Origin of the sequence: Pseudomonas sp. NPDC088414 (assembly GCF_044753325.1) — a bacterium.
Taxonomy (GTDB): domain Bacteria; phylum Pseudomonadota; class Gammaproteobacteria; order Pseudomonadales; family Pseudomonadaceae; genus Aquipseudomonas.
In genome coordinates, this window is sequence record NZ_JBIVMY010000010.1 from 137637 (window position 1) to 158499 (window position 20863).

Here is a 20863-nt window from a genome sequence, read left to right on the forward strand (position 1 = left end):
TCGCTGGCAAGCCAGCTCCCACAATGATCTCGGCCAGTCGCCAACTCCGCGCCCACCGCAGAACCCTGTAGGAGTGAGCCTGCTCGCGAAGGGGGCGTGTCAGTCACCCCCGCTGTGACTGAACCACCGCCATCGCGAGCAGGCTCACTCCTACAATGCTTTAGGCCAGCCGGCACATTTGCGTTAACCGCAAACCCCTGTGGGAGCTGGCTTGCCAGCGATGGGGCCGTGTCAGCCGCCATCACTTCAGACTGACCCACCGCCGTCGCTGGCAAGTCACCTTCCACAGGGGGGGCTGCTACGGGACGGCGGCGGGTTTCGCCAACGCAATCCCCGCATCCCCCAGCCGCTTGAGTATCTCGAACAGCAGATCACTCTTGGTCCCGCCGACAATCCGTGGGCTGCCGACGTAGCCGGTTACTGTCAAGGTGATGCCATCGGGCGAGAGTTTGCTGAAGCGTACGTACGACGCCGGTTTATCGAGAATGTTTTCGTTTTCACGGTAGGTATTCAGCAGCAGTTCCTTGACCTGTTCGGGGTCGATGTCCAGCGGGAACATCAGCTCCAGGCTTGCCACCCCCTGGGCGCTGCCGCCGAGGGTGACGTTGCGCAGGTTTTGCGAGATCAGTTGCGAGTTGGGCACGATCACGATAGAGCGGTCGCTGAGCTGGATTTCCGTGGCGCGCACGTTGATCCGGCGGATATCGCCCTCGACGCCGCTGATGCTGATCAGGTCGCCGACCTTGACCGGGCGTTCGGTGAGCAGGATCAGCCCGGAAACGAAGTTCTTGACGATCTCCTGCAGACCGAAACCGATCCCCACCGACAGCGCACTGACGATCCAGGCCAGATTGGTCCAGCGCACGCCGAGCGACGACAGCGTCAGGAGGATGACCGTGGCATAACCGATGTTGGAAAACAGCGTGCTCAACGACGCGCACATGCCCGGATCCATGTCGGTCTTGGGCAGGAATTCGTTGTCGAGCCAGCGGCGCAGGGCGCGGATCAGGTAGATGCCGATCAGCAGCGCCAGCACGGCATTGATCAGATGCGCCGGGACGATGTTCAGCTTGCGCAACCCGGCGCCACCGAGAATGCCCATGACGTTGCTGGTCAGTTGCCCGAACGTGGTGCCGATGCCGCCGACGAACAGGGTGATCACCGCCAGCAGCAACAGCCCGGCACGGCTGGCACCGGACAGTACAATCGAAATCTGCTCCAGCCGCCGGTCGCCGATGCCCAGGGTTTGCTTGAGGGTCTTGCCGGCCGAGTAGCGCGGCGAGAACAGATATTCGCAGGCGTCCTTGACCACTTGAATCAGCAAATAGAACCCGGCCAGCACGATATAGGCCCAGACCAACTCATAGGTGACGAAGCGGGCCAGCGACACGTAACCGGTGAGCAGCGCAAGCGCCGACACGCACATGCACACCGTGGCAATGCTGTAGATCGCTCCGGCAAACGTGCTGCCGGCCTCCGGTTCATTGGCGCTGATCAGCGCCTTGCGCACTTTGCCGACGCGCCACAGCAGCGGCACCAGAATCACAATCACCACGATGGCGATCACCCCACGCTGGGCGATCACGATCTGGCTGCTCATGCCGGTGGCGTTGCTGACCTGCACCAGCGTCACCAGCACCAGCAGGGTGGCGGCGAGAATCCGTGGATAGGGCCGCAACGCCAGCGCCACCGAGTCGGCAATCGCCGGCAGCCGCCACGACGGATGCTGGGTCGACAGCAGTGCGCGGCTCAGCGCAGTGATCAGGACGCAGGCGTAAACGGCTTTTTCGAACTCCTCGGAAAACGTCTGCAGCACCGGCGTCAGCGGTTCGTGGCGGGTGCAGGCGTAAAACAGCAGGTGCAAAGCGATGGCCGTGGTGCCCAGGGTCGCCAGCGCCGAGGCGAATGCCAGCGCGCTGCGGCGCAGGCGCCCCTCGGGCATGCGGTGGATGCACAGCCAGGTCAGGCCGCGTTCGGCGAGTCGGCGGCCGAGCGTCCAGAAAACCAGTGCGAGCAGCACCAGCACACAGGTGAAAAAACGTTGCCCGGGCGCCCAGACCGTGGCCCAGGTGAGGTTCACCTGGTCGATGAAAAACTTCAGGCGCTGGCGGTCATCCGGCTCCGGCGACACCAAGGGCGACCAGAAGTCCGGGCTCAGGATACTGTCGGTGCGCAGCGTCAGTTCGCTTTCGAGCAGTGTGCGGCGGATGCCGGCGATTTGCGTGATCAGCTCGGCGGCGCTTTGTTTGAGCGCGGCAAGGCTTTTGAGCGTGGCATCGACCTTGTTTTTCTGTTCGCTGAGCATTGCCCGTTGTGCGGCGATTTCCGCCTGTTCGGCGGCAATCTGCGTATCCGGCGCTGCGCCGAGCACCCCCAGTTGCACCGCCAGTTGCGCCTGCTGCGGTAACAACGATGCCGACAACCGATCGACATCCAGAATAAAGGTCTGCACCCGATCTTGCGGACCTTCGAGCTGGTTGTAGTTGTTGGCAGCGGAAATCTGCTGCTTCAGCCCGTCGAGGCGCAGTTGCAGGGCTTGCAGATCACTTTGCGAGACCTCCACCAGCGGCGCCGCAGCGGTCGCTGAGGGCGCCGGCAAATCCGCCGCCCACACCACCGAACTGCCCGCAGCGAGCAGGAGCAGCGCGAAAAAAAACAAAGACTTCAATGTGTTGCGCATGAGAGGGGCCGGTTCTCGTTGATCACACAAGCTATGAGGTTAGGTGATCGAACCGGGCACGGCGGAAAATTTCCGGGGAGCAGGGCGGGCCGGTGAGTCAGCCGCGCCCCGTGCGATCCTGGTTAGCGTGGCTTTTTCGGATTGCCCGCCTCCCGCGCGGCTTTGCGAAAGGGCAGCAGCATGCTGACTCGTTGCTGGTAGTCCAGATATTCGCGGCCAAAAATACCGACCAGATCTTTCTCTTCCAGAGAGGCTCCGATCACGATGTACACGCTGCTCGTAAGGGCGAAAACCAGATGCCCGACCGTCATCTCGGGTGTCGCCCAGAAGGCGATCAGAAAACCCAGGTACATCGGATGCCTGACGATTTTGTACAGCGATGGCGTGATGAAGCGCGGGGGTTGCACTTGAACCTGTTGAAATGCCCGAATCACCTGCGTCAGACCAAACAACTCGAAATGACTGATCAGAAACGTCGCCAGCAACACCAGGCCCCATCCGATCCAGAACAGGCCTGAGAGCAGGGCGACAGCCACGGTCGACTCCACGTGCCAGACGGGTATGGCGATCGGGCGCCAGCTGTAAAATAGCAGCGACAGCATCAGGCTACTGCATAACACGTAGGTGGCGCGCTCGATGGCGGCGGGCACCAGCCGGGCAAGTCTGGCCTTGAAGGTTTTTCTGGCCATGACACTGTGCTGAAGGCCAAACAGGGTGATCAGCAGGATATCGACGAGTATCGATTCGAAGAGCGGGCGTTGCTCCCCGGAATCGATGTGGCTAGGGACCAGCAACTTTCCAAGAAAGCCGATCAGGTACAGGGTGGTAAAGAGGAAAAGCAGATAGCACGTCAGGCTGTACAGAAGATAGATCAGGTGAGTGATCCGGCGTGCTGATCGTTGCGGAGTTGCGGAAGAGGTATTCATGTTCCATGCCTCGTAGTCATGGCGTGGACTGCAAGCTCGCGACTTTGGGTTGGAGTTGGGGGAGGTGATCCGTGAATTTAGCAGGTATTGCCAGTTCCGGCCTGACTACCTGGCAAATCGGAGGAGCGCCCTCAGTCTCAGCTAAGTATTGGCTCGTATCTTCCCCTCAGCGCAAGTTCAGCGCTGGACAGGAGAGGCGATCCACACATGAATCCCGCAAAAGCCGGATGGCTTAACAAAGTCCCCGAAGTGACACTGGCCTTCTGGGTGATCAAGATTCTCTCGACGACCGTGGGTGAAACCGGCGCCGACTTTCTCGCCGTGGATGCCGGTTTCGGCGCTGGCTGGACCAGCATCGGCATGGCGCTATTACTCGGGTGCGCGCTGTTCTTTCAAATGCGTAAAACCGCGTATACGCCCTGGATCTATTGGTTGACCGTGGTGCTGGTGAGCATCGTCGGCACGCAGATCACCGACATCATGACCGACATGCTCGACATCAGCCTGTACGTCAGCACCGCGGTGTTCTCGGTGTTGCTGGCCGTGAATTTCCTGATCTGGTTCACGGTGGAGGACAACCTGTCGATCCGCGAAATCAACACGCCGCGACGCGAGCTTTTCTACTGGTCCACGGTGCTCTGCACTTTCGCTCTGGGCACTGCTGCCGGGGACCTGGCAACGGAAGCGCTGGGGCTGGGCTTCACCGTCGGTGCGGTGATATTCGGTGCGCTGATTGCGGCGACGCTACTGGCTTGGCGGATGGGGGCCAACGTGGTGCTGACCTTCTGGATCGCCTACATCCTGACCCGTCCGTTCGGCGCCTCCCTCGGTGACTTGCTGACTCAGGCCAAGACCTACGGTGGCCTGGGCATGGGCGCCGCCTGGACCAGTGCGATCTTCCTCACTGTCATTGTGCTGCTAGTGGCGGTCGCGCAGACCAGCCTTGGCAATCGCAAAACCCTCACTCAATAAACGTTTGGATACTCCCTCAAGGAATCAACATGCACGCTTTCAAAATTGCTTTACGCCACGTCGCGATCATCTCGTCTCTGGTCCTGCTCGGCAGCCTCGCCGGCTGCTCGAAACCCGCTGACAAACCCGCTGCCGGCACGCCGACCAGCTCCTTGAGCGCGCCGCCGCAATCGGGTTCGAAGCTGGGTGACCTGAGCGAGTTCCGCAACATCGCCGCCGACGTCAGCGCGCGGGTCGAGAAAAACGACCTGCTCGGTGCCAAGACCCGGATCAAGGATCTGGAGACCTCCTGGGACTCTGCCGAAGCCGGCATCAAGCCGCGTGCCGCTGCTGACTGGCATGTGCTGGACAAGGCCATTGACCGCGCGCTGGATGCTCTGCGCGCCAGTTCGCCGCAGCAGGCTGACTGCAAGGCGGCCATGGATGATCTGCTCAAGGCCTTCGATTCGATGAATGGCAAGCAGTGATCGCAGCGCTGAACCGGCGGCGGACAAACGCCGGTGCAAGTGCTTCAATACAGGCGCGATGGCAATGACCGTCGCGCCTTTTTCTGTCGGAGCGCTGCATGCGGATTCTGCTGGTCGAAGATGACCTGATGATTGGCGAAGCCATCGAGGCGGCGCTCAAGGAGGCGAGCTACGCCACCGACTGGGTGAAAAACGGCCTCACCGCACTGGCGGCGCTGGACACTCAGGGCTACGACCTGGTGTTGCTGGACCTCGGCCTGCCCGGCAAGGACGGGCTCGATGTGCTGGATGCCATTCGTGCGCGCAACAACCCCGTGCCGCTGCTGATTATCACCGCCCGCGATGGCCTCGATGACCGGCTGCGCGGCCTCGATGGCGGTGCGGATGACTTCCTGCTCAAACCGTTCGCCATGGCCGAGTTGCTGGCACGCATGCGCGCGGTATTGCGCCGGCGCGGCGGTAACGCGCAGTCGTTGCTGGATAACGGCGAGGTTTCGTTGAACCTGGTCTCGAAACAAGCCTCTACCGCGCAAGTCGCCGAAGTGCAGCTTTCCAGCCGCGAGTTTGCGCTGTTGCAGGCGCTGTTGATTCGTCCGGGGGCGATTCTCTCGCGCAGCGAACTTGAGGACCGGATTTACGGCTGGGGCAACGAAGTCGAAAGCAACGCGGTGGAGTTTTTGATCCATTCGCTGCGGCGCAAACTGGGAAACCATGTCATCAGGAATGTCAGGGGGATGGGATGGATGGTTTCAAAAGGCGTTTGAGCGACTCGGTGCAGTCACGGCTTTCCATCACGCTTTCACTGGCGATTCTCATCGTCGCCTTGCTCGCCGGTGCATTCGCGTTCATCTCGGCGCTCGACGAAGCGCACGAAATGCAGGACGAAAGCCTGCGTCAGGTGGCGCTGCTGTTTGATCGGCAGCACATGACCCTGGGTTACCCCGCTGCCGCGCAGGTTGTTGGTGATGACGAAGACTCGCGGATCACCGTGCAATACCTGGCCGACAGCAGCAAAGCCGTCGGGACTGATGACGCGAGTATCCCGTTGCCTTTTCCCCTGACCCTGACCGATGGTTTGTCGACGCAGAACATTGCCGGTGAACACTATCGTGTGCTGGTCAGAACCACCTCGGCAGGCGAACGCATCGCGGTCGCGCAGGAAGCCGACGTGCGCGACAAGGAGGCGCGGGAAAGCGCCTGGCGCAGTCTGCTGCCGTTTCTGATCCTGTTTCCGGTGCTGCTGTTGGTCGTGGGGGATCTGGTGCGCAAGCTGTTTCGCCCGATCGCGACGCTTGCGGCGGAAATCGATCAGCGTGACCAGCAGGCACTGCATCCGATCGATGAACAGCACCTGCCGAGCGAGATCCGGCCCTTCGTTGTGGCGATCAATCGATTGCTCAAACGTGTGGCGCAGGCCATGGAGGCGCAACGACGGTTTATCGCCGATGCCGCCCATGAACTGCGCTCGCCGATGACCGCGCTGTCGCTGCAGGCTGAGCGATTGGCCGCTGCGACCATGTCGGCTGACACCCGACAGAACTTTTTGCCACTGGCTCAGGGCATCGAGCGCAGTCGCAAGCTGATCGAGCAATTGCTCGCTCTGGCCGCCGCACAATCAATCGCGCAACGCGCCGAGGCCGCTGTATCGGTGCATGCCGTGTTTCGCCGAGTGCTGGAAGACCTGCTGCCACTGGCAGAGAACAAAGCCATCGATATCGGCGTGGAGAGCGTCGAGGATGTGCAGGTCGTCATCAACGAACTGGATCTGATCATCCTGATCAAGAACCTGGTGGATAACGCCATCCGCTATACCCCGGCGGGCGGACGAGTCGACCTCAGCGTCGAACGGACGGAGCAGGGCGTGAGCATCGAAATCAAGGACTCGGGGCCGGGCATCCGCGCCGAAGAACAGGCGCTGGTGTTCGATCCGTTTTACCGCAGCCTGGGCACCGGCGAGGCCGGGTCCGGGTTGGGGCTGTCGATTGTCAGGGCGATCGCCGAACGGACGGGGATTCGGGTGGGTTTGAGTTTTGTTGATGAAGTGGGGCGGCGTGGCTTGCGTGTTTCGCTGTGGTTGTCCTCATAAGGCCGCCCAGTTCTTGTCACCCACTCACGTTCGACAGCCATGCCTGAAGAGTTCGAAGTTCCCAGCCCCCATGAGCAACACATCGAGCACAGCACCCATCATGCTTATGCACAAGGCGATCGCTTCGCCAGCAAGATTGCGGTCATGACGGCGATCATGGCGACCGTCGGCGCTCTGATGAGTTGCAGCAACGCGGGACTTGCGTGCTCGTTCAGAGTCCCCCGAATCCAGAGAACCAGGGAAACATAGCCGTGCCTTTATGTCCTTTGTATTCGGATTTCTTGGCAAGCCGCTTGCGACAATAAAACAGACTGATCGTGGCAGGGATGATGAACAGGGCAATCATCCACGGAAACACACTGGTCAGTCCGAGGCTTATGGTCGCAACAAGGCTGATCAGCACTATGCCAATGATCACCAGGTTGTAGCGAATATGCTGACACTGAATTGAAGCAAAGCTGTCCCAGTCGTAAATCAGCCAGTCATGGGAGAAATTGTCGCACTGAGGGCACTTATGGGTTGGCGGGGGGCTATTTGTCACATAGCCACATTCGGGACATCGAGCTTTCATTCACGATCCGCAGTTGCATGAATGGGATGGCACATTTGTCTTTGCGATCCGGGTACGCAGGCGCGCCACCCGAAACTGAGGTTAGCAGGGCAGTATCGTTTTTCCACTGTTCTGCGCTGCTACGGGCTGTCTACGGGCACAGTTTGTCGCGAGCGCCTTGACGACATGACGGACGCGCGATCGGCAGGAGATACGCATACGGCGCCAGAGGCAGCCGGGCTGACTATGCTGTGGGCGTCTACGCTACAAAAACTGCTGCGCACGGACTCGGCACGGCAAAAAATTGCCGGCCAGGAAAATGGCCAGAAGGGACACGGATGAAGAGCATGGCTTTTGTAATCATTTTTCTCGGAGGCGGCGTTGCGCTCTATCCATTTATTAATGAATTGCAGCCGGCAGGGCACGCCCTCAACCGTATTTATTCCTGGTTTACGCCGGGGCTCAGCGTTGATGTGGCAACCCGTCTGAGCGTGAGCTACTTCTACGCAAGCCTGTTTCATCTGGTGTGGTCGGCATTGTTGGGTGAGTCGGCCAGTGTCTGGGGGCCGACAGTCAGAGGGAAAGATCTTGTCTATCTCGCCTTGCGCTGCCTGGGTTACTGGCTTGTCAGCCTGATAACACTCGGACTGGTCGGGATGACCTCGCAAAAAGTACCTTATTCGGACTTTCACCGATATTTCAGTTACCTGGTGATGTGCATGCTGATCGGTGTTTGGGCAGGGTGCATCAGAGACTTCGTTGTGGCAGCTGTCTATTACGTTCGAGGAAAACGCGTATGAACGATCCCGTGGCAAGCTCCCATTCAGCACTCAAAGCGCCACCCGCTCCAGACATCTGCTGGCCTCCAGTGAATATGCCGCCGGATGCGAGAGCCTGAACATATGCCGGTCCTCGGCATGCCGACTGCCTGTCTCAGCCGACCGAGTGTGATTGAACCCTGGCGCGCTGGATCAGCCCTCGCTGGTTTCAACCGGCTCGGCCGCCGCTTCGGCCGCCATCTTCGCGCGGTCAGCCTTGCTGATGTACTTGGGTTTTTTCGGCGCGAGTTTGGCGCTGGCCTTTTTGGCCTTTTCCTTGAACAACTGCTGCAGTTTCTTTTGACGGTTCATGTTTCTTCTCGGTGAAGGGGCTGGGCATCTGCCCGCCAGGCGCGCATTAAAACCGGCTCGCAGCGTTTTGGCGAGTCTGTTGCAGCGATGCAGGATCGAACTGCTCACGGGTGTCCATTCGCACACCGCGCAACGCCGCGGTTTCCAGCTGCGTCGTGTACAGCGCCTGCGCGCAATAGTTGATCAGAATAGAGCGCCGACGTGCGCCATTCACATTGCGACTGGCTGCATGGAGCAGATCGACGTCAAACAGCAGAATATCCCCCGCGTTACCGGAAAGCTGCACGACGGCGGTCTCGTCGTTGGGGTCGAATGGGAGTTGTTGTGGCGACGGTCGGTGGCTGCCCGGGACGATGCGCGTGGCGCCGTTGGCGGGGTCGTAGTCGTCGAAAAAGGCGATGGCGTTGACCATGTCGCCGGGCCGCTGGATCGACAAGTCGCGGTGCAGTTGCTGATGGCCGCCGCCGGCAAGCGGTTCGCGACCCTCGACCTGGGACAGGAAGAAGCGTTCGCCAATCAGCTCACCTGCCACCGCCAGTACCTGCGGCAGGCGACACACCGCTTGCACGGTTGCATCCAGGTCCAGCAACGAATGGCGCCAGTCCGCGCCGCGCGGGACCGGCCAGTGTTCTGATGCTTGCACATTTGCATCGAATACCGCGCGCAGGTCGGCGAGCCACTTCCCAGGGATCGCACGGCGCAGCAGCGCATAACCTTGCCGGTGAAGGTGCTCGCGCTCGATCATGGCTTCGACGTCGCCAGAAAATCGCTGATCAGCGCCACCACCTGCTGTTGGATCTCCTCACGCGGGCGCGCATGGCCGCCATCCCGACAAATGACGCCATCGCCCGGTGCGTCTTCTTCGAGCACTTCGATTGCACCCGCCGCCAGGGTCGTGCTGTGAAAGCCGGTGGGACGCGAATCCGCGAGTGCGCTGGTGGACAGGCCAAGCAGAAGCAGGGCGCCGAGAGCTGTTTTCAATGTTGATCTTCCATGAGTGCATTTGTTGTTTTGAGATACGGCTGCGCGCAGATTAGTAGGCCGGTTGCAAAGAAGATAGCGGATGCCTCGCCTGTGCAGTGACAGGCCGAATCCGGACTAGACCGCGCCCGTCCGGATTTGAATTACCCGACGTTGCCCGCTAGAGTCGCGCCCCTTGTCCGGCCAGCAGCGCCGGCGATGGCTGGGGAAGAGGGCGGCAGTTGAACGAACACACTTTGTCCATGCGTCTGGAGCGGGTGGCGGCGCAGGTGCCGGCGGGCGCTCGGCTGGCGGATATCGGCTCGGATCACGGGTATTTGCCGGTGGCCCTGATGCGCCGTGGCGCCATCGTTGCGGCGGTGGCCGGCGAGGTGGCGCTGACGCCGTTCCATGCCGCGGTGCGCACGGTGCGCGACAACGATCTGCAGCAGCACATCAGCGTGCGTCTGGCCAGCGGTCTGGCGGCGATCGAGCCTGATGACGGAATCACCGCGATCAGCCTCTGCGGCATGGGCGGCGAGACGATTCGCGACATTCTCGACAGCGGCAAGGCGCGCCTGCGCGGGCACGAACGGCTGATCCTGCAACCCAACGGCGGCGAGCAACCCCTGCGCCAATGGCTGATGGACAACGGCTACCGCATCCTCGACGAGGAAGTGCTGCAGGAAAACCGCTTCTTCTACGAAATCATCGTCGCCGAGCGCAGTGCCCCGGTGAGCTACAGCGCCCGACAGTTGTACTTCGGCCCATTGCAGATGCAGGCGCGCAGCCCGATCTTTATTGCCAAATGGCAGCGTTTGTTACGGCAGAAGCAGAAGACTCTGAACAGCTTCAAACAGGCACGCCAGACGGTGCCCGAGGAGAAGTTGCAAGACATTGCGCGGCAGGTACAGTGGATTACCGAGTTGCTGGCGTGATCTGGCATGTTGGCGCTGGCGGCTCTTCAGGTTTAAAGTCAGCTTCAAGGTTAACGTGCTTGCGGAGTTGGACATGAGAATCGGTGAACTGGCAAAAATCAGCGGACTGGCGCCGTCGCGCATCCGCTTCTACGAAGCGAGCGGGTTGATCACTTCGGTCGCGCGCAAAGCCAATGGCTATCGCGATTACGCCCCCGATACCCAATGGATTCTGCAGATCATTACGGGCGCGCAGGCGGCGGGTTTCTCATTGGAGGAAATCCGTCAGTTGATGCCAATGAATGCCAGCGGTTGGCAGCACGACCAGTTGCTCAGTGGCTTGAAGCGAAAAGTCGATGAAATCGAAGTCCTGCAGCAGCGACTGGCGCAGAACAAGGAACAACTGCTGCGGGCCATCCAGGGTATCGAGGATAAACCTGCGGGGATGGCGTGTGCCGACAATGCGCAGATGCTGATCCATCGGCTGCGCGAAGACGGCGTGGCTTCTGCGCCCGACAAGCAGCCAGCCGCTGCGGCAAGAAAAGCAAACGCCCGTCAGGCATCCCGAGCCTGACGGGCGTTACCGCTTTCAGCGCTTGCCAACCAGCGTGGCGAGCGGCTTTGGTGCGTAAAGTGCGCTCTGGAACTCCGGGACATATTCGTACTTGACCATTTTCCCCAGCTTCAAGTCGCGCAGGTAGGTCGACAGGCTGCCATCGCCCAGTGTCAGCGTGGCGGCATCCGCGTCCCGGCTGGAACCGTGGCTGAGCTGGCGCGACACCGCGTAGCCATAGGCCAGTCGGCCCTGGTGATCGAGGTTGGTGAAACTGCTGGTGACGATATCCTCATCGCGCGACAGTTTGTCGAGCTTCTTCGCGGTGAAGGACACGTCCGGTTTGCCGGTCTGGCTGTCGCTGATCTCATAGATCACCGATTGCCCGTTTTCTTTGCGATCAATCCCGGTCAGCCACTTTGGCAGGTTGTAACCGACGACTCCGCGCACCCGTGCCAGCTCGGTATTGACCGGTAACTTGAGCACATAACCCCAGAAGTCTTCTGACATCGATTGGCCAATCAACGTGAGCGGTCCCAGGTTGGCTTTGCCGGGTTTGTTGGTGATGATCGACACGGCAACTTCGTTATAGGCGTCGTTATCGCAATGCTCGTAGGTGTACGCAGTGAACGCGATCAAACCACGTCCTGGCCAGACTTGCAGCGGTTGCACGGTGGCCAGTATTTCGGGCGGCATCAACTCCCGGAGTCGCTCGAGGTCGGCCGTGTAGATCGCCGTGACACGACTGTTCTGATAGTAGAAGTTTGGCGAAAACGACTCGAAGCCAATGTCGACCTTGTGCTTCGTGAGGCCCTTGAACCAGCTCAAATCAACGCCCGGGACTTCGGCGGCAATCACCGATAACGGCGGATTGGAGCGAAAGCGGTCATAGAGGCCACCCTTGACGACGGGTACTGAATGGCCGGCAATATCGATGGTGGTGGTCTCGGTCAGGTCGGGCATTTCAGGTGTCTCCGCCAACGCAGCGTTGGCAAAAGTGGTGATCAGCAATCCTGTTAAAACGGCGCTTGCGAGTTTCAATCGGACTTTCTCCGGTGGGTAGGCACTACAAAAAGATTCAGCGCGTTCGGTCGTCGGCGTTGAGCACCGCCATCACGGCTTCAGCTACGGCTTTGGGCGATTGAGGGTTCTGCCCGGTCACCAGTCTTCCATCGGTAATGGCAAATGAAGTGAACGGCAGCCAGCCCTTGCGGTAGCGCGCGCCTTGGCTCACCAAGCGGTCCTCGAGGAAGAAGGGCACTTGGCTTTTCATTCCCGAGAACAGCTCTTCGCGGTCAGAGAAACCGGTGATGTTTCGGTTCTTGATGATCAATTGGCCCTGGCTGTCCTTCAGATCCAGCAGACCCGCTACGCCATGGCACACGGCCGACACGATGCCGCCCTGGTTGTAGATGGTTTCGGCGACACGGCGCAGGTCAGGGTTGTCGGGAAAGTCCCACATCACGCCATGGCCTCCGGTGAAATAGATGACGCCGAAGCGGGACGGATCGACCTCGGCGATCGGCAGCGTATTGGCCAGTCGCGCGCGGAACGCAGGCGACTGCAAATGCTCCCGCGCAGCCTTGTCCATGTACAACCAGCCCAGACTGCGTTCGTCCAGAGGCACCGCGCCGCCCTTGGGGCTGGCAAACACGGTGGTGTAGCCGGCGGCTTCCACCACATCGGTGAAGTGCGTCAGCTCGGTCAGCCATAACCCGGTGGTATCGGTGCGAGAGGGATAACTGGCGTGATTGGTCATGATCACCAGGATCTGGCGATCCTTGATTGCCGCCGACTGAGCATTTGCAAACGTCATGAAAGCACCACCTATCAATAGCAGGGCAGAGGAAACAAGGGTCTTGAGCATCTTCCGGGCTCCATCGAGCAAGCAGGTCAGCGCATGCTCACCTTAAACCTCACTTTAAGGTCAACCCCCGCTGCTGCGAATAATTTGCGTCGATGCCATCGGACTTTTGCTTGACCCTCAACCTGACTTTAACGCTAGCGTCTGACGCTGATTGGGCAAGGCAATAACGCCGATCATCAATCCACTCAGGAGCCACGCATGAGTCAGCAAGACCAACCGGATACACCGATGAAATGGATGATTTATGGCGCCAACGGCTATACCGGCGAACTGATCGCTCGCGATGCCGTCAGGCGTGGACTCAGGCCGGTGTTGGCCGGACGTAGCCGTGACAAGGTCGAAGCGTTGGCCCGGGAGCTGGGTCTTGAAGCCCGGGTGTTCGGTCTGGATGACCCTGCGCGGTTGCTGGCGCAGATCAAGGGGCACGGTTTGATTTTGCATTGCGCGGGGCCGTTTTCCGCAACCGCCGCGCCGATGATCGAGGCCTGCCTGCGAGCCAGCGCACACTATCTGGACATCACTGGCGAGATTGCCGTATTCGAACATGCGCAGTCTCTGAATGAGCGGGCGCGGGCAGCGGGGTCAGTCATTTGCCCCGGCGTCGGCTTCGATGTAGTCCCGACCGACTGCGTTGCCGCCGCCCTGAAAGACGCGCTGCCGGATGCGACGCATCTGGCGCTGGGCTTCGATTCACGTTCGAGCTTTTCACCCGGCACTGCCAAGACTTCAATCGAAGGCCTGGCGCAGGGTGGCAAGGTCCGATGTGACGGCAAGATCGTTTCCGTGCCGCTGGCCTATCGGGTACGGCGTATCGATTTCGGTGCCGGGGAGAAGCTGGCGATGACCATCCCCTGGGGCGATGTGTCCACCGCCTGGCACACCACCGGCATCGCCAATATCGAGGTGTTCATACCGGGTTCGGCGGGGATGATTCGCGGCGCCAGGCTCGCCAACTGGATTCGTCCGTTGCTGGGACTGTCGTTTGTGCAGCGGCTGCTCAAGGCGCGCATCGGCAAGACAGTGACCGGCCCGGATCAGGCAAAACGTGCTGACCAAGGCACCTATGTGTGGGGCGAGGCGCGCAATGCTCGCGGTGAAAGCAAAGTCGCCCGCGTGCACACCGCGAACGTCTACAGCCTGACGATCGACGCTGCGTTGGCGGTGGTCGGCTATCTGTTGCAGACACGTCCGCCCGGCGGTGCCTACACACCTGCGCGGTTGTTGGGCGCGGATCTGGTGACGCACTTGCCAGGGTCGAGCGAAATCAACATTGAATGACCTTGAAAAAAGTCATTGACCTTAAAGTTGACTTCAATCTTATGGTGGCCTCATCTCCAGTTGAGGACTGCCCCATGAATGTGTTCGACGCCCTGACCTTGCCCAACGGTTCGACCATCAAGAACCGCATCGCCAAAGCCGCCATGGAAGAAAACATGGCGGACGCCGACCAGGCGCCCTCCGCAGAGCTGATGCGTCTGTATCAGGCGTGGGCCGATGGCGGTGCCGGGCTGATCATCACCGGCAACGTGATGGTCGACGGCCGCGCCATGACCGGGCCGGGCGGCGTGGTGCTGCAGGATGATCAGCAACTCGACAAGTTCAAGCGCTGGGCGCGGATCGGTCGTTCTGCCGGTGCGCAGTTCTGGTTGCAGATCAATCATCCGGGGCGCCAGATGCAGTCCAACCTCGGGCAGAAAACCTGGGCGCCGTCAGCGGTGCCGCTGGAGCTGGGCAAACTGTCCAAGCGTTTCGCCACGCCCCGCGCCATGACCGTCAGTGTGATCGAGGACGTCATTCAGCGCTTTGCCAATACCGCACGCCTGGGTGAACAGGCCGGCTTCACCGGGGTGGAAATCCACGCCGCTCACGGCTATCTGTTGAGCCAGTTTCTCTCGCCTCTGACCAATCAAAGGACGGACGAGTGGGGCGGCTCTCTGCAGAACCGCGCGCGGTTGTTGGTCGAGATCGTCAAGGCAGTCAGGGCCGTGGTTTCCGCGCAATTTGCGGTGGCGGTCAAACTCAATTCCGCAGATTTCCAGCGCGGCGGATTCACCGCTGACGATGCGAAAAAGGTCGTTGAGCTGCTCAACGAATTGGGGGTGGATCTGGTGGAACTGTCCGGCGGCAGCTACGAAGTTCCGGCCATGCAGGGTGAGGCGCGCGATGGTCGCACGTTGGCTCGCGAGGCCTATTTCGTCGAGTTTGCCCGGGACCTTCAGACCGTTGCCAAAATGCCGGTGATGGTCACCGGCGGCATCCGCCGTCGTCCGGTTGCCGAAAACGTCGTGCAGAGTGGTGTGGACATGGTCGGTATCGGTACCGCATTGGCGATCGATCCCCACCTGCCGCGCGACTGGCAGCAGGGCAAGGACAACGCCCCGCAATTGCCGCCGATCACCTGGAAAAACAAGGCCATCGCCGCCCTGGCGAACATGGCGGTGGTGAAGTTTCAGCTGGGTAAACTCAGTCGAGCGAAAAAGCCTGATCCGAGTGTGTCCCCGTTGCGAGCGCTGATTTTGCAGCAGATCGCCATGGCGTTTCGCACTCGGCAATATCGGCGCTGGGTGGAAAAACGTTCGGCGTGAGTCGCAAGGCATTTCAATCGTGACGTTGGCGGACGCTCTGACGAGAGCCCGCCAACGTCAGCCAGTCAATTCGGCATCAGCACCGTATCGACCACATGAATCACGCCATTGGATTGCATGACGTCCGCGATGGTGATCGCAGCTTTTCCGCCTTTGGCGTCCTGCACCCACAGCTTGCCGTCGTGCAACATTACGGTCAGCGATTCGCCCTGGACGGTTTTCAGCATCACTTTGCTGCCGTGCATTTTGGCATCGTCCATCAACTGCTTGGCCGTGTGTGTGCCGGCCACGACGTGGTAAGTCAGGATCTTCGTCAGATCGACCTTGTGTTCAGGCTTGATCAATGTATCGACCGTGCCGGCGGGCAGTTTTGCGAAGGCTTCGTTGGTGGGGGCGAAGACCGTGAACGGGCCCTTGCTGTTGAGCGTATCCACTAGCCCGGCGGCCTTGACCGCAGCGACCAGTGTCGTGTGATCCTTAGAATTGACTGCGTTCTCGACGATGGTCTTGGTCGGATACATGGCCGCGCCGCCGACCATCACGGTATCGGCGGCAAAGCTGGATCCGGCTCCGAGGCAGAGCAGGGTGAAGCAAGCGACAGCAAGGCGTCTGATGAACATGTGCATGGTGCGTCTCCTGGATTCTTCGACCCTTCGAATGAGGGTGTTGAATATACGGAGCAGGGGGTGAAACGGATGCAGTGCAGAGCGGAAAACTTTGGTTTTTCATCCGGGGCATTAGAATGCTGTTTTGGCCAGCAAAAACTTCAGCATGGATGTGCAAGCGCTCGTCCAAAGGAGATATCCGTGATAACAGGGCAGTGTCTTTGCGCTGCAGTACGCTTTTCCCTCACAGTGAAACCGCGCTTTTTCTATCGCTGCCACTGCTCACTGTGCCGCAAGCAAACCGGTGTCGGGTTCAACCTCGCCACGCTGGTCAGCGCTCGGGACTTTCGCTGGGAGGCGGGCCAGGACTTGATAAACAGTTGGGTCAAACCCAGCGGATACAGGAATGACTTCTGCGCACAATGCGGCTCGACCGTGCCCAACCCGCTGCGCGGATCACCTTACGTGTGGATTCCGCTCGGCCTGCTGGATGAGGACCTGAACGTGGAGTGCGCTGGCGATTTCTGTGTGGACGATGCCATGTCATGGGATACACAGCGTTCGACACAGAACCATCACGGTGCGGTGGAGTCACTGGCGTTTCTTCTGCAAGAACTCCGGGTCAATCCTGATTGACCCGAAGCTCCCGCTGCACTTACTTCCTTAGATACGCAAACATGTGTTGCACATAATCCGCCTTGCCCAGCGGCACGCCGTTGTGGCGCAGGATGTTGTACGCGGTGATCAGGTGAAAGTAGAACTGCGGCATCGCCCAGTCCACGGCGTATTCGCGGCCGGTCATATCGAAGGCGATGCCGTTTTGCAGTTCAAGGGCGATGTTCTTGTCCGCGCTGGCGTCGATCTGCGCCGGATTCGCCGCCGCCAGCATCTCTAATGTGCTTTCGATCAACGCCTTCGCCGCCGCCATGTTTTCGGGTGGTGTGAGCTTGGTCAACGGTTGTTGCGTCAGTCGCTGCACGGCGTCCTGTGCCTGGGTGCAGGTGTATTGAACCTGCGTGGCGAGGTTGTGCATGTCCGGCGCCAGACGTGCGTCGAGCAGAACTTGCGCGTCGTAGCCGCGCTCAAGGGCGTAAGCCTCGCTCTTGGACAGGATGGCCGCCAGCGAGCGCAACATCTGGGCGAAACGAGGAAGGGTCACTGCATGGATCGACATGGTTATTCCCTGTGTAGTCATTCAAAGGTGAAACCTCAGTGGCGAAGGGTAGTCGATTCGCTATCTAAAATGGCCGCGACATCGCACTTTGCGCATGATCTTCGTCACGGGCTTTGCCGTTCGGTAAACTGCCTCGACTCGCCCGCAACGCGACCCAGACAATAAAAACGCCGAGGCCCCCCATGATCGATCTTTCCGTAGCACTCCTGTTCGCCGGCGCCTGCTTCGCGCTGGCCCTGACCCCCGGCCCGGACATGCTGCTGATCGCCTCTCGCAGCCTGAGCCAGGGCCGCGCCTCGGGTTTCGTCTCCCTCGCCGGCATTCAGGCCGGCACCTACTGCCACGCACTGGCAGCCGCCCTCGGATTGTCGCAACTGGTCGCCACCGTGCCCGCCGCCTACGACATCATCCGCTTCGCCGGCGCCGCCTATCTGGCATTCCTGGCGTGGAAAGCCTTCACCAGCGCCGCATCACCCTTGGCTACCAGCGAGACCCTGCCAGCCACACCGCTGTTGCGCATCTTCCGCCAAGGGTTGGTGACCAATCTGCTCAATCCGAAGATGGCCCTGTTTGTGCTGGCGCTGTTTCCGCAGTTTGTCGATCCAGGGAAGGGCTCGCTGGTGCTGCAGATGTTAGTGTTTGCGACGATCCTGAATGTGATCGGATTGCTGGTGAATGGGGCGGTGATTGTTTTGGCCAGCAAGGTTGGCAACAAGCTGGCGAGTAATGCGCGGATCGCACGGCGGTTGAATCAGCTGTTGGGGGCGGTGTTTTTTGGCTTGGCTTGTCGGTTAGCGTTGTTTTCGGGGCGGTAGGGGGGGGGCTGCTATCGGCCAAAATCTACCATTCGAGATGAATCGTTCAGGGAAGCGTTGATGGCACTCAGGGTGTTGGTGGTTGGCGGGTATGGAAACTTTGGCAGTATCGTTTGTCGGCATCTGATCGATATGCCTGGCATCGAACTGGCGATCTCGGGGCGCGATCCGCAGAAGCTGGAGCGCAAGGTCGCTGAATTAGGGGTGACCTGCGAGCGCTGGTGTGGTGATGCGAAGGGCGCCGGGTTCGCCGTGGCTCTGCGCGCGATGAATATTCAAATGGTGGTTCACACGGGAGGCCCGTTTCAGGGGCAATCCTATGCGGTGGCCGAGAGTTGCATCGAGGCGGGCGTCAACTATTGCGATCTGGCGGATTGCCGGACATTCGTCAATGGCATCGGCATACTCGATGCGCGGGCGAGAGAGGCCGGTGTCGCCATCCTCAGTGGTTGCAGTTCGGTGCCGACGCTGTCTTCGGCGATCATCGATGAGCAGCGCCATCACTTCAAACGCATCGACTCGATCGAGCACGGCATTTCCTCATCAGCGAAAATGCCGGGGTTATCGACGATCGAGGGTGTGCTGGCATATGCGGGCAAACCGATCCGCCAACTGCGCAATGGTCAAGTGCATGAAGTGATGGGCTGGGAAGACCTGACCCTGCGCAAGCTGCAGAACCTGGGCACTCGCGCGCTGGCCAATGTGGATGTGCCGGACATGGACATCTTTGCCAGCCGGTTTGGCGCTCACACTTTGAGTTTCAAGGCTGGCGCGGGCCTCAAGTTCGGAGGCGTAGCCAATTATCTGTTTGCACTGGCGATGAGGAAAGGGCTGGTGCGTGACCACAGGGTGTGGGCGGCCCGGTTGCATCGCTGGGGGACATGGTTTGAGCGTTTCGGGGATGGCAAAAGTGCGATGTATATAGATGTGCAAGGTGTCGGCTTGAACGACCAGCCGTTGTCGATGACGGCGCAACTGACCGCGCTGAATGACAGGGGGCCGGAGATCCCGAGTTGTGCTGCCGTTGCTCTGGCCGCGAAGATCGCCCGAGGTTACTTGCCCGAACCGGGTGCCCGTCCTTGTGTCGGTGAGATCAGCGTCGACGAATACATGGCAGCGATCAACGATCCGCAGAATCTTGGCCTGTCGGTGCATTTCTCTGACGGGCTGCGTTGAGCATGCTTTATCTGAGCGTGAAGTACGTGCATGTCATCGCTGCGATTTTCCTCTTCGGCTTCGGCATGGGTTCCTATCTGTACCTGATCGCCGCCAGTCGCACGGCCAATCCACAATTGATCGCACATGTGGCGAGAATGGTCGTGCGCTATGACGCCTGGATCACCACGCCGGCGGGCTTCATCCAGATCGCGACGGGTTATTGGCTGACGAGGGTTTCCGGGTTGCCCTTGACCACGGACTGGGTGCTGATGTCGCTGATCCTGTTCTTTACAGTGGGCTCGCTTTGGCTGCCGGTGCTGTTGCTGCAGAAACGTTTGCAGGGGATGGCGGCGGACGCGGTGCAAGGTGGGGCAGGGCTTGATGCTGATTACCGGGCTGTTTATCGGCAGTGGTTCTGGATGGGTGTTTGCGGGTTTCTCGGGATGTTCGTGATCGTGCTGATGATGGTGACGAAGATGACGCCGGGGCAGTGGCTGCGGTTGATGTTGTAGCTGAGCATTCACACCGGCGACTTGAGAAAGCGTCGTTCGTGATCGGGGTTGGGTAACAGGCAGTTGTCGTACTTGCCGAAGATCCGGTAGCGATTCAGTGCGACGCGGTCGTAGGCCCAATCTCTAAGTGCTCGTGGGAAAACTCGCAGAAGCCTGACCGGCGACCAACAAGCGGGCAGTTGTGCAATGACTTCGAAGAATGCATCCGAGCGCACCCAGTAATGCTGGTCGCGGATCACCGCCATAGTGTCGAACTCGTCGACCGGAAGACCGGCCCATGCCAGCAATGCCTGACCTTCTGGAGATTGCACTGCCGCCAGGCGCACCCGTTGCTTGTTGTCGTGGCGAATCACAAAACGCGCCCAGCCGTTGCACAGCTTGCAGACGCCGTCGAACAGCACCACGGTCTCGCCTGGATTGAGCAGGGGGGCTGGAGTGGGGCGAGTTCGGGAGTCAGGCATGGGGGACGATCCAGGAAGTTGGGCTGTCATTGTGAGGCATCATCGGAAATTTTTTCAGGTGATGGACAGTATGCTGCGCATCCGCTGACATTACGTCTATATATAAGCAGGCCTTTTCGCTGCATTGATAGAAAACTGAAATTAACGGTTGACGGCAGATTCAGGAGGTCTATAATTCGCCCCACTTCCGGCGCGGTCGAAACGGAAAACTCCTTGAGATTCAATGAGTTACACGGTTTTCGGCAGCAGCTTGCTTCAGTTCATCGAAGCCTGGAAGGAGTTGAAAGGGCAGTGATGTTTGGCTCTTTTGACGGTTCGATCTTCTCGGTCGAAAGCGGAGAAAAAGAGGTGTTGACAGCAGCGTGTAACGCTGTAGAATTCGCCTCCCGCTAACGAGAGATCGGAAGCGCAAGTGGTTGAAGTTGTTGAAGAATTCTTCGAAAAC

At 59.9% G+C, this 20863-nt stretch carries 25 protein-coding genes; 13 read left to right on the plus strand and 12 right to left on the minus strand.

Annotation, left to right across the window (positions count from 1 at the left end; genetic code table 11):
* Nucleotides 1-298: 298 nt before the first annotated feature.
* Both ACIP8I_RS12195 and mddA read right to left on the minus strand, forming a co-directional pair.
* On the minus strand, nt 299-2680 hold the full coding sequence (locus tag ACIP8I_RS12195; RefSeq protein ID WP_400761303.1) for a DUF3772 domain-containing protein: 2382 nt from the start codon (nt 2678-2680) through the stop codon (nt 299-301).
* Between the two features lie 122 nt (nt 2681-2802).
* The gene (gene mddA / locus ACIP8I_RS12200) at nt 2803-3606 is read right to left on the minus strand and encodes a methanethiol S-methyltransferase (protein ID WP_400761305.1); all 804 of its coding nucleotides are present in this window, start codon (nt 3604-3606) and stop codon (nt 2803-2805) included.
* Nucleotides 3607-3813: 207 nt separating this feature from the next.
* Between mddA and ACIP8I_RS12205 the strand changes: the two genes are divergently transcribed.
* The 4 genes from ACIP8I_RS12205 to ACIP8I_RS12220 all read left to right on the plus strand — a co-directional run bounded on the left by ACIP8I_RS12205 (nt 3814) and on the right by ACIP8I_RS12220 (nt 7131).
* Nucleotides 3814-4578 (plus strand): hypothetical protein, encoded by a 765-nt coding sequence (locus ACIP8I_RS12205; RefSeq protein WP_400761307.1) that lies wholly within the window; start codon nt 3814-3816, stop codon nt 4576-4578.
* A gap of 29 nt (nt 4579-4607) precedes the next feature.
* On the plus strand, nt 4608-5045 hold the full coding sequence (locus ACIP8I_RS12210; RefSeq protein WP_400761309.1) for a hypothetical protein: 438 nt from the start codon (nt 4608-4610) through the stop codon (nt 5043-5045).
* Nucleotides 5046-5143: 98 nt separating this feature from the next.
* Nucleotides 5144-5809: a response regulator gene (locus tag ACIP8I_RS12215; protein ID WP_400761312.1), complete on the plus strand. Its 666-nt coding sequence runs from the start codon at nt 5144-5146 to the stop codon at nt 5807-5809.
* The gene (locus tag ACIP8I_RS12220; RefSeq protein ID WP_400761315.1) at nt 5785-7131 is read left to right on the plus strand and encodes an ATP-binding protein; all 1347 of its coding nucleotides are present in this window, start codon (nt 5785-5787) and stop codon (nt 7129-7131) included. Before ACIP8I_RS12215 ends, ACIP8I_RS12220 begins: the two co-directional genes overlap by 25 nt.
* A 211-nt stretch (nt 7132-7342) precedes the next feature.
* Here ACIP8I_RS12220 and ACIP8I_RS12225 read toward each other — a convergent pair whose 3' ends face one another.
* Nucleotides 7343-7702 carry a hypothetical protein gene (locus tag ACIP8I_RS12225; RefSeq protein WP_400761317.1) on the minus strand — a complete coding sequence of 120 codons (360 nt, stop codon included), beginning with the start codon at nt 7700-7702 and terminating at the stop codon, nt 7343-7345.
* Nucleotides 7703-8028: 326 nt separating this feature from the next.
* Here ACIP8I_RS12225 and ACIP8I_RS12230 point away from each other — a divergent pair, with 326 nt between their 5' ends.
* A complete protein-coding gene (locus tag ACIP8I_RS12230; protein WP_367084746.1) occupies nt 8029-8481 on the plus strand; it encodes a hypothetical protein in 453 nt (150 codons plus the stop codon).
* Between the two features lie 171 nt (nt 8482-8652).
* On the opposite strand, the gene ACIP8I_RS12235 is transcribed toward ACIP8I_RS12230, so the two are convergent.
* From ACIP8I_RS12235 to ACIP8I_RS12245, 3 genes are read right to left on the minus strand one after another with little or no spacing between them, the layout of a single operon-like run.
* Complete coding sequence (locus tag ACIP8I_RS12235; RefSeq protein ID WP_400761319.1) at nt 8653-8811, minus strand: DUF2986 domain-containing protein; 159 nt, start codon at nt 8809-8811, stop codon at nt 8653-8655.
* A 46-nt stretch (nt 8812-8857) separates the two neighbouring features.
* Complete coding sequence (locus ACIP8I_RS12240) at nt 8858-9556, minus strand: phytanoyl-CoA dioxygenase family protein (RefSeq protein WP_400761321.1); 699 nt, start codon at nt 9554-9556, stop codon at nt 8858-8860.
* On the minus strand, nt 9553-9792 hold the full coding sequence (locus ACIP8I_RS12245) for a hypothetical protein (protein WP_400761324.1): 240 nt from the start codon (nt 9790-9792) through the stop codon (nt 9553-9555). Before ACIP8I_RS12245 ends, ACIP8I_RS12240 begins: the two co-directional genes overlap by 4 nt.
* Nucleotides 9793-10013: 221 nt before the next feature.
* Here ACIP8I_RS12245 and ACIP8I_RS12250 point away from each other — a divergent pair, with 221 nt between their 5' ends.
* Nucleotides 10014-10709 carry a tRNA (adenine(22)-N(1))-methyltransferase gene (locus ACIP8I_RS12250; RefSeq protein ID WP_400761326.1) on the plus strand — a complete coding sequence of 232 codons (696 nt, stop codon included), beginning with the start codon at nt 10014-10016 and terminating at the stop codon, nt 10707-10709.
* A 73-nt stretch (nt 10710-10782) separates the two neighbouring features.
* On the plus strand, nt 10783-11262 hold the full coding sequence (locus tag ACIP8I_RS12255; RefSeq protein ID WP_007966344.1) for a MerR family transcriptional regulator: 480 nt from the start codon (nt 10783-10785) through the stop codon (nt 11260-11262).
* A gap of 15 nt (nt 11263-11277) precedes the next feature.
* Here ACIP8I_RS12255 and ACIP8I_RS12260 read toward each other — a convergent pair whose 3' ends face one another.
* Together ACIP8I_RS12260 and ACIP8I_RS12265 are read right to left on the minus strand one after the other, a co-directional pair.
* Complete coding sequence (locus ACIP8I_RS12260; RefSeq protein ID WP_400761327.1) at nt 11278-12282, minus strand: acetoacetate decarboxylase (ADC); 1005 nt, start codon at nt 12280-12282, stop codon at nt 11278-11280.
* Between the two features lie 37 nt (nt 12283-12319).
* Complete coding sequence (locus ACIP8I_RS12265; RefSeq protein WP_400761330.1) at nt 12320-13057, minus strand: type 1 glutamine amidotransferase domain-containing protein; 738 nt, start codon at nt 13055-13057, stop codon at nt 12320-12322.
* A 249-nt stretch (nt 13058-13306) separates the two neighbouring features.
* Here ACIP8I_RS12265 and ACIP8I_RS12270 point away from each other — a divergent pair, with 249 nt between their 5' ends.
* Both ACIP8I_RS12270 and ACIP8I_RS12275 read left to right on the plus strand, forming a co-directional pair.
* Nucleotides 13307-14386 (plus strand): saccharopine dehydrogenase family protein, encoded by a 1080-nt coding sequence (locus tag ACIP8I_RS12270; protein ID WP_400761333.1) that lies wholly within the window; start codon nt 13307-13309, stop codon nt 14384-14386.
* Nucleotides 14387-14460: 74 nt separating this feature from the next.
* Nucleotides 14461-15693, plus strand: coding sequence for an NADH:flavin oxidoreductase/NADH oxidase family protein (locus tag ACIP8I_RS12275; protein ID WP_400761336.1), 1233 nt, complete (start codon nt 14461-14463; stop codon nt 15691-15693).
* 65 nt (nt 15694-15758) lie between these two features.
* On the opposite strand, the gene ACIP8I_RS12280 is transcribed toward ACIP8I_RS12275, so the two are convergent.
* Entirely contained in the window at nt 15759-16319 is a 561-nt protein-coding gene (locus ACIP8I_RS12280) for a fasciclin domain-containing protein (protein WP_400761339.1), read from the minus strand.
* Nucleotides 16320-16388: 69 nt separating this feature from the next.
* Between ACIP8I_RS12280 and ACIP8I_RS12285 the strand changes: the two genes are divergently transcribed.
* On the plus strand, nt 16389-16934 hold the full coding sequence (locus ACIP8I_RS12285; RefSeq protein WP_400761358.1) for a GFA family protein: 546 nt from the start codon (nt 16389-16391) through the stop codon (nt 16932-16934).
* Nucleotides 16935-16953: 19 nt separating this feature from the next.
* On the opposite strand, the gene ACIP8I_RS12290 is transcribed toward ACIP8I_RS12285, so the two are convergent.
* Nucleotides 16954-17472: a DUF1993 family protein gene (locus ACIP8I_RS12290; protein ID WP_400761342.1), complete on the minus strand. Its 519-nt coding sequence runs from the start codon at nt 17470-17472 to the stop codon at nt 16954-16956.
* Between the two features lie 182 nt (nt 17473-17654).
* Between ACIP8I_RS12290 and ACIP8I_RS12295 the strand changes: the two genes are divergently transcribed.
* The 3 genes from ACIP8I_RS12295 to ACIP8I_RS12305 are packed head-to-tail and all read left to right on the plus strand — an operon-like array spanning nt 17655 to nt 19957.
* Nucleotides 17655-18287: a LysE family translocator gene (locus ACIP8I_RS12295; RefSeq protein ID WP_400761345.1), complete on the plus strand. Its 633-nt coding sequence runs from the start codon at nt 17655-17657 to the stop codon at nt 18285-18287.
* A 60-nt stretch (nt 18288-18347) separates the two neighbouring features.
* The gene (locus tag ACIP8I_RS12300) at nt 18348-19463 is read left to right on the plus strand and encodes a saccharopine dehydrogenase family protein (protein ID WP_400761348.1); all 1116 of its coding nucleotides are present in this window, start codon (nt 18348-18350) and stop codon (nt 19461-19463) included.
* A 2-nt stretch (nt 19464-19465) separates the two neighbouring features.
* Nucleotides 19466-19957, plus strand: a complete 492-nt coding sequence (locus tag ACIP8I_RS12305; RefSeq protein WP_007966328.1) for a DUF2269 domain-containing protein — start codon at nt 19466-19468, stop codon at nt 19955-19957.
* 8 nt (nt 19958-19965) lie between these two features.
* Here ACIP8I_RS12305 and ACIP8I_RS12310 read toward each other — a convergent pair whose 3' ends face one another.
* Together ACIP8I_RS12310 and ACIP8I_RS12315 are read right to left on the minus strand one after the other, a co-directional pair.
* The gene (locus ACIP8I_RS12310) at nt 19966-20418 is read right to left on the minus strand and encodes a thiol-disulfide oxidoreductase DCC family protein (RefSeq protein WP_400761350.1); all 453 of its coding nucleotides are present in this window, start codon (nt 20416-20418) and stop codon (nt 19966-19968) included.
* Nucleotides 20419-20638: 220 nt separating this feature from the next.
* Nucleotides 20639-20863, minus strand: a 225-nt coding sequence (locus tag ACIP8I_RS12315) for a hypothetical protein (RefSeq protein ID WP_400761352.1), incomplete at its 5' end; no start/stop codon positions are given.

Excerpts from the sequence above, each read along its gene's own strand:
- ACIP8I_RS12285 (WP_400761358.1), top strand. The coding sequence starts at position 16,389 with ATGCAGTGCAGAGCGGAAAACTTTGGTTTTTCATCCGGGGCATTAGAA.
- ACIP8I_RS12300 (WP_400761348.1), top strand. The coding sequence starts at position 18,348 with ATGGCACTCAGGGTGTTGGTGGTTGGCGGGTATGGAAACTTTGGCAGT.
- ACIP8I_RS12235 (WP_400761319.1), bottom strand. The coding sequence starts at position 8,811 with ATGAACCGTCAAAAGAAACTGCAGCAGTTGTTCAAGGAAAAGGCCAAA.
- mddA (WP_400761305.1), bottom strand. The coding sequence starts at position 3,606 with ATGAATACCTCTTCCGCAACTCCGCAACGATCAGCACGCCGGATCACT.
- ACIP8I_RS12305 (WP_007966328.1), top strand. The coding sequence starts at position 19,466 with ATGCTTTATCTGAGCGTGAAGTACGTGCATGTCATCGCTGCGATTTTC.
- ACIP8I_RS12295 (WP_400761345.1), top strand. The coding sequence starts at position 17,655 with ATGATCGATCTTTCCGTAGCACTCCTGTTCGCCGGCGCCTGCTTCGCG.
- ACIP8I_RS12220 (WP_400761315.1), top strand. The coding sequence starts at position 5,785 with ATGGATGGTTTCAAAAGGCGTTTGAGCGACTCGGTGCAGTCACGGCTT.
- ACIP8I_RS12205 (WP_400761307.1), top strand. The coding sequence starts at position 3,814 with ATGAATCCCGCAAAAGCCGGATGGCTTAACAAAGTCCCCGAAGTGACA.
- ACIP8I_RS12310 (WP_400761350.1), bottom strand. The coding sequence starts at position 20,418 with ATGCCTGACTCCCGAACTCGCCCCACTCCAGCCCCCCTGCTCAATCCA.
- ACIP8I_RS12255 (WP_007966344.1), top strand. The coding sequence starts at position 10,783 with ATGAGAATCGGTGAACTGGCAAAAATCAGCGGACTGGCGCCGTCGCGC.
- ACIP8I_RS12280 (WP_400761339.1), bottom strand. The coding sequence starts at position 16,319 with ATGCACATGTTCATCAGACGCCTTGCTGTCGCTTGCTTCACCCTGCTC.
- ACIP8I_RS12270 (WP_400761333.1), top strand. The coding sequence starts at position 13,307 with ATGAGTCAGCAAGACCAACCGGATACACCGATGAAATGGATGATTTAT.
- ACIP8I_RS12240 (WP_400761321.1), bottom strand. The coding sequence starts at position 9,556 with ATGATCGAGCGCGAGCACCTTCACCGGCAAGGTTATGCGCTGCTGCGC.
- ACIP8I_RS12265 (WP_400761330.1), bottom strand. The coding sequence starts at position 13,057 with ATGACGTTTGCAAATGCTCAGTCGGCGGCAATCAAGGATCGCCAGATC.
- ACIP8I_RS12195 (WP_400761303.1), bottom strand. The coding sequence starts at position 2,680 with ATGCGCAACACATTGAAGTCTTTGTTTTTTTTCGCGCTGCTCCTGCTC.
- ACIP8I_RS12215 (WP_400761312.1), top strand. The coding sequence starts at position 5,144 with ATGCGGATTCTGCTGGTCGAAGATGACCTGATGATTGGCGAAGCCATC.
- ACIP8I_RS12225 (WP_400761317.1), bottom strand. The coding sequence starts at position 7,702 with ATGAAAGCTCGATGTCCCGAATGTGGCTATGTGACAAATAGCCCCCCG.
- ACIP8I_RS12275 (WP_400761336.1), top strand. The coding sequence starts at position 14,461 with ATGAATGTGTTCGACGCCCTGACCTTGCCCAACGGTTCGACCATCAAG.
- ACIP8I_RS12290 (WP_400761342.1), bottom strand. The coding sequence starts at position 17,472 with ATGTCGATCCATGCAGTGACCCTTCCTCGTTTCGCCCAGATGTTGCGC.
- ACIP8I_RS12230 (WP_367084746.1), top strand. The coding sequence starts at position 8,029 with ATGGCTTTTGTAATCATTTTTCTCGGAGGCGGCGTTGCGCTCTATCCA.
- ACIP8I_RS12210 (WP_400761309.1), top strand. The coding sequence starts at position 4,608 with ATGCACGCTTTCAAAATTGCTTTACGCCACGTCGCGATCATCTCGTCT.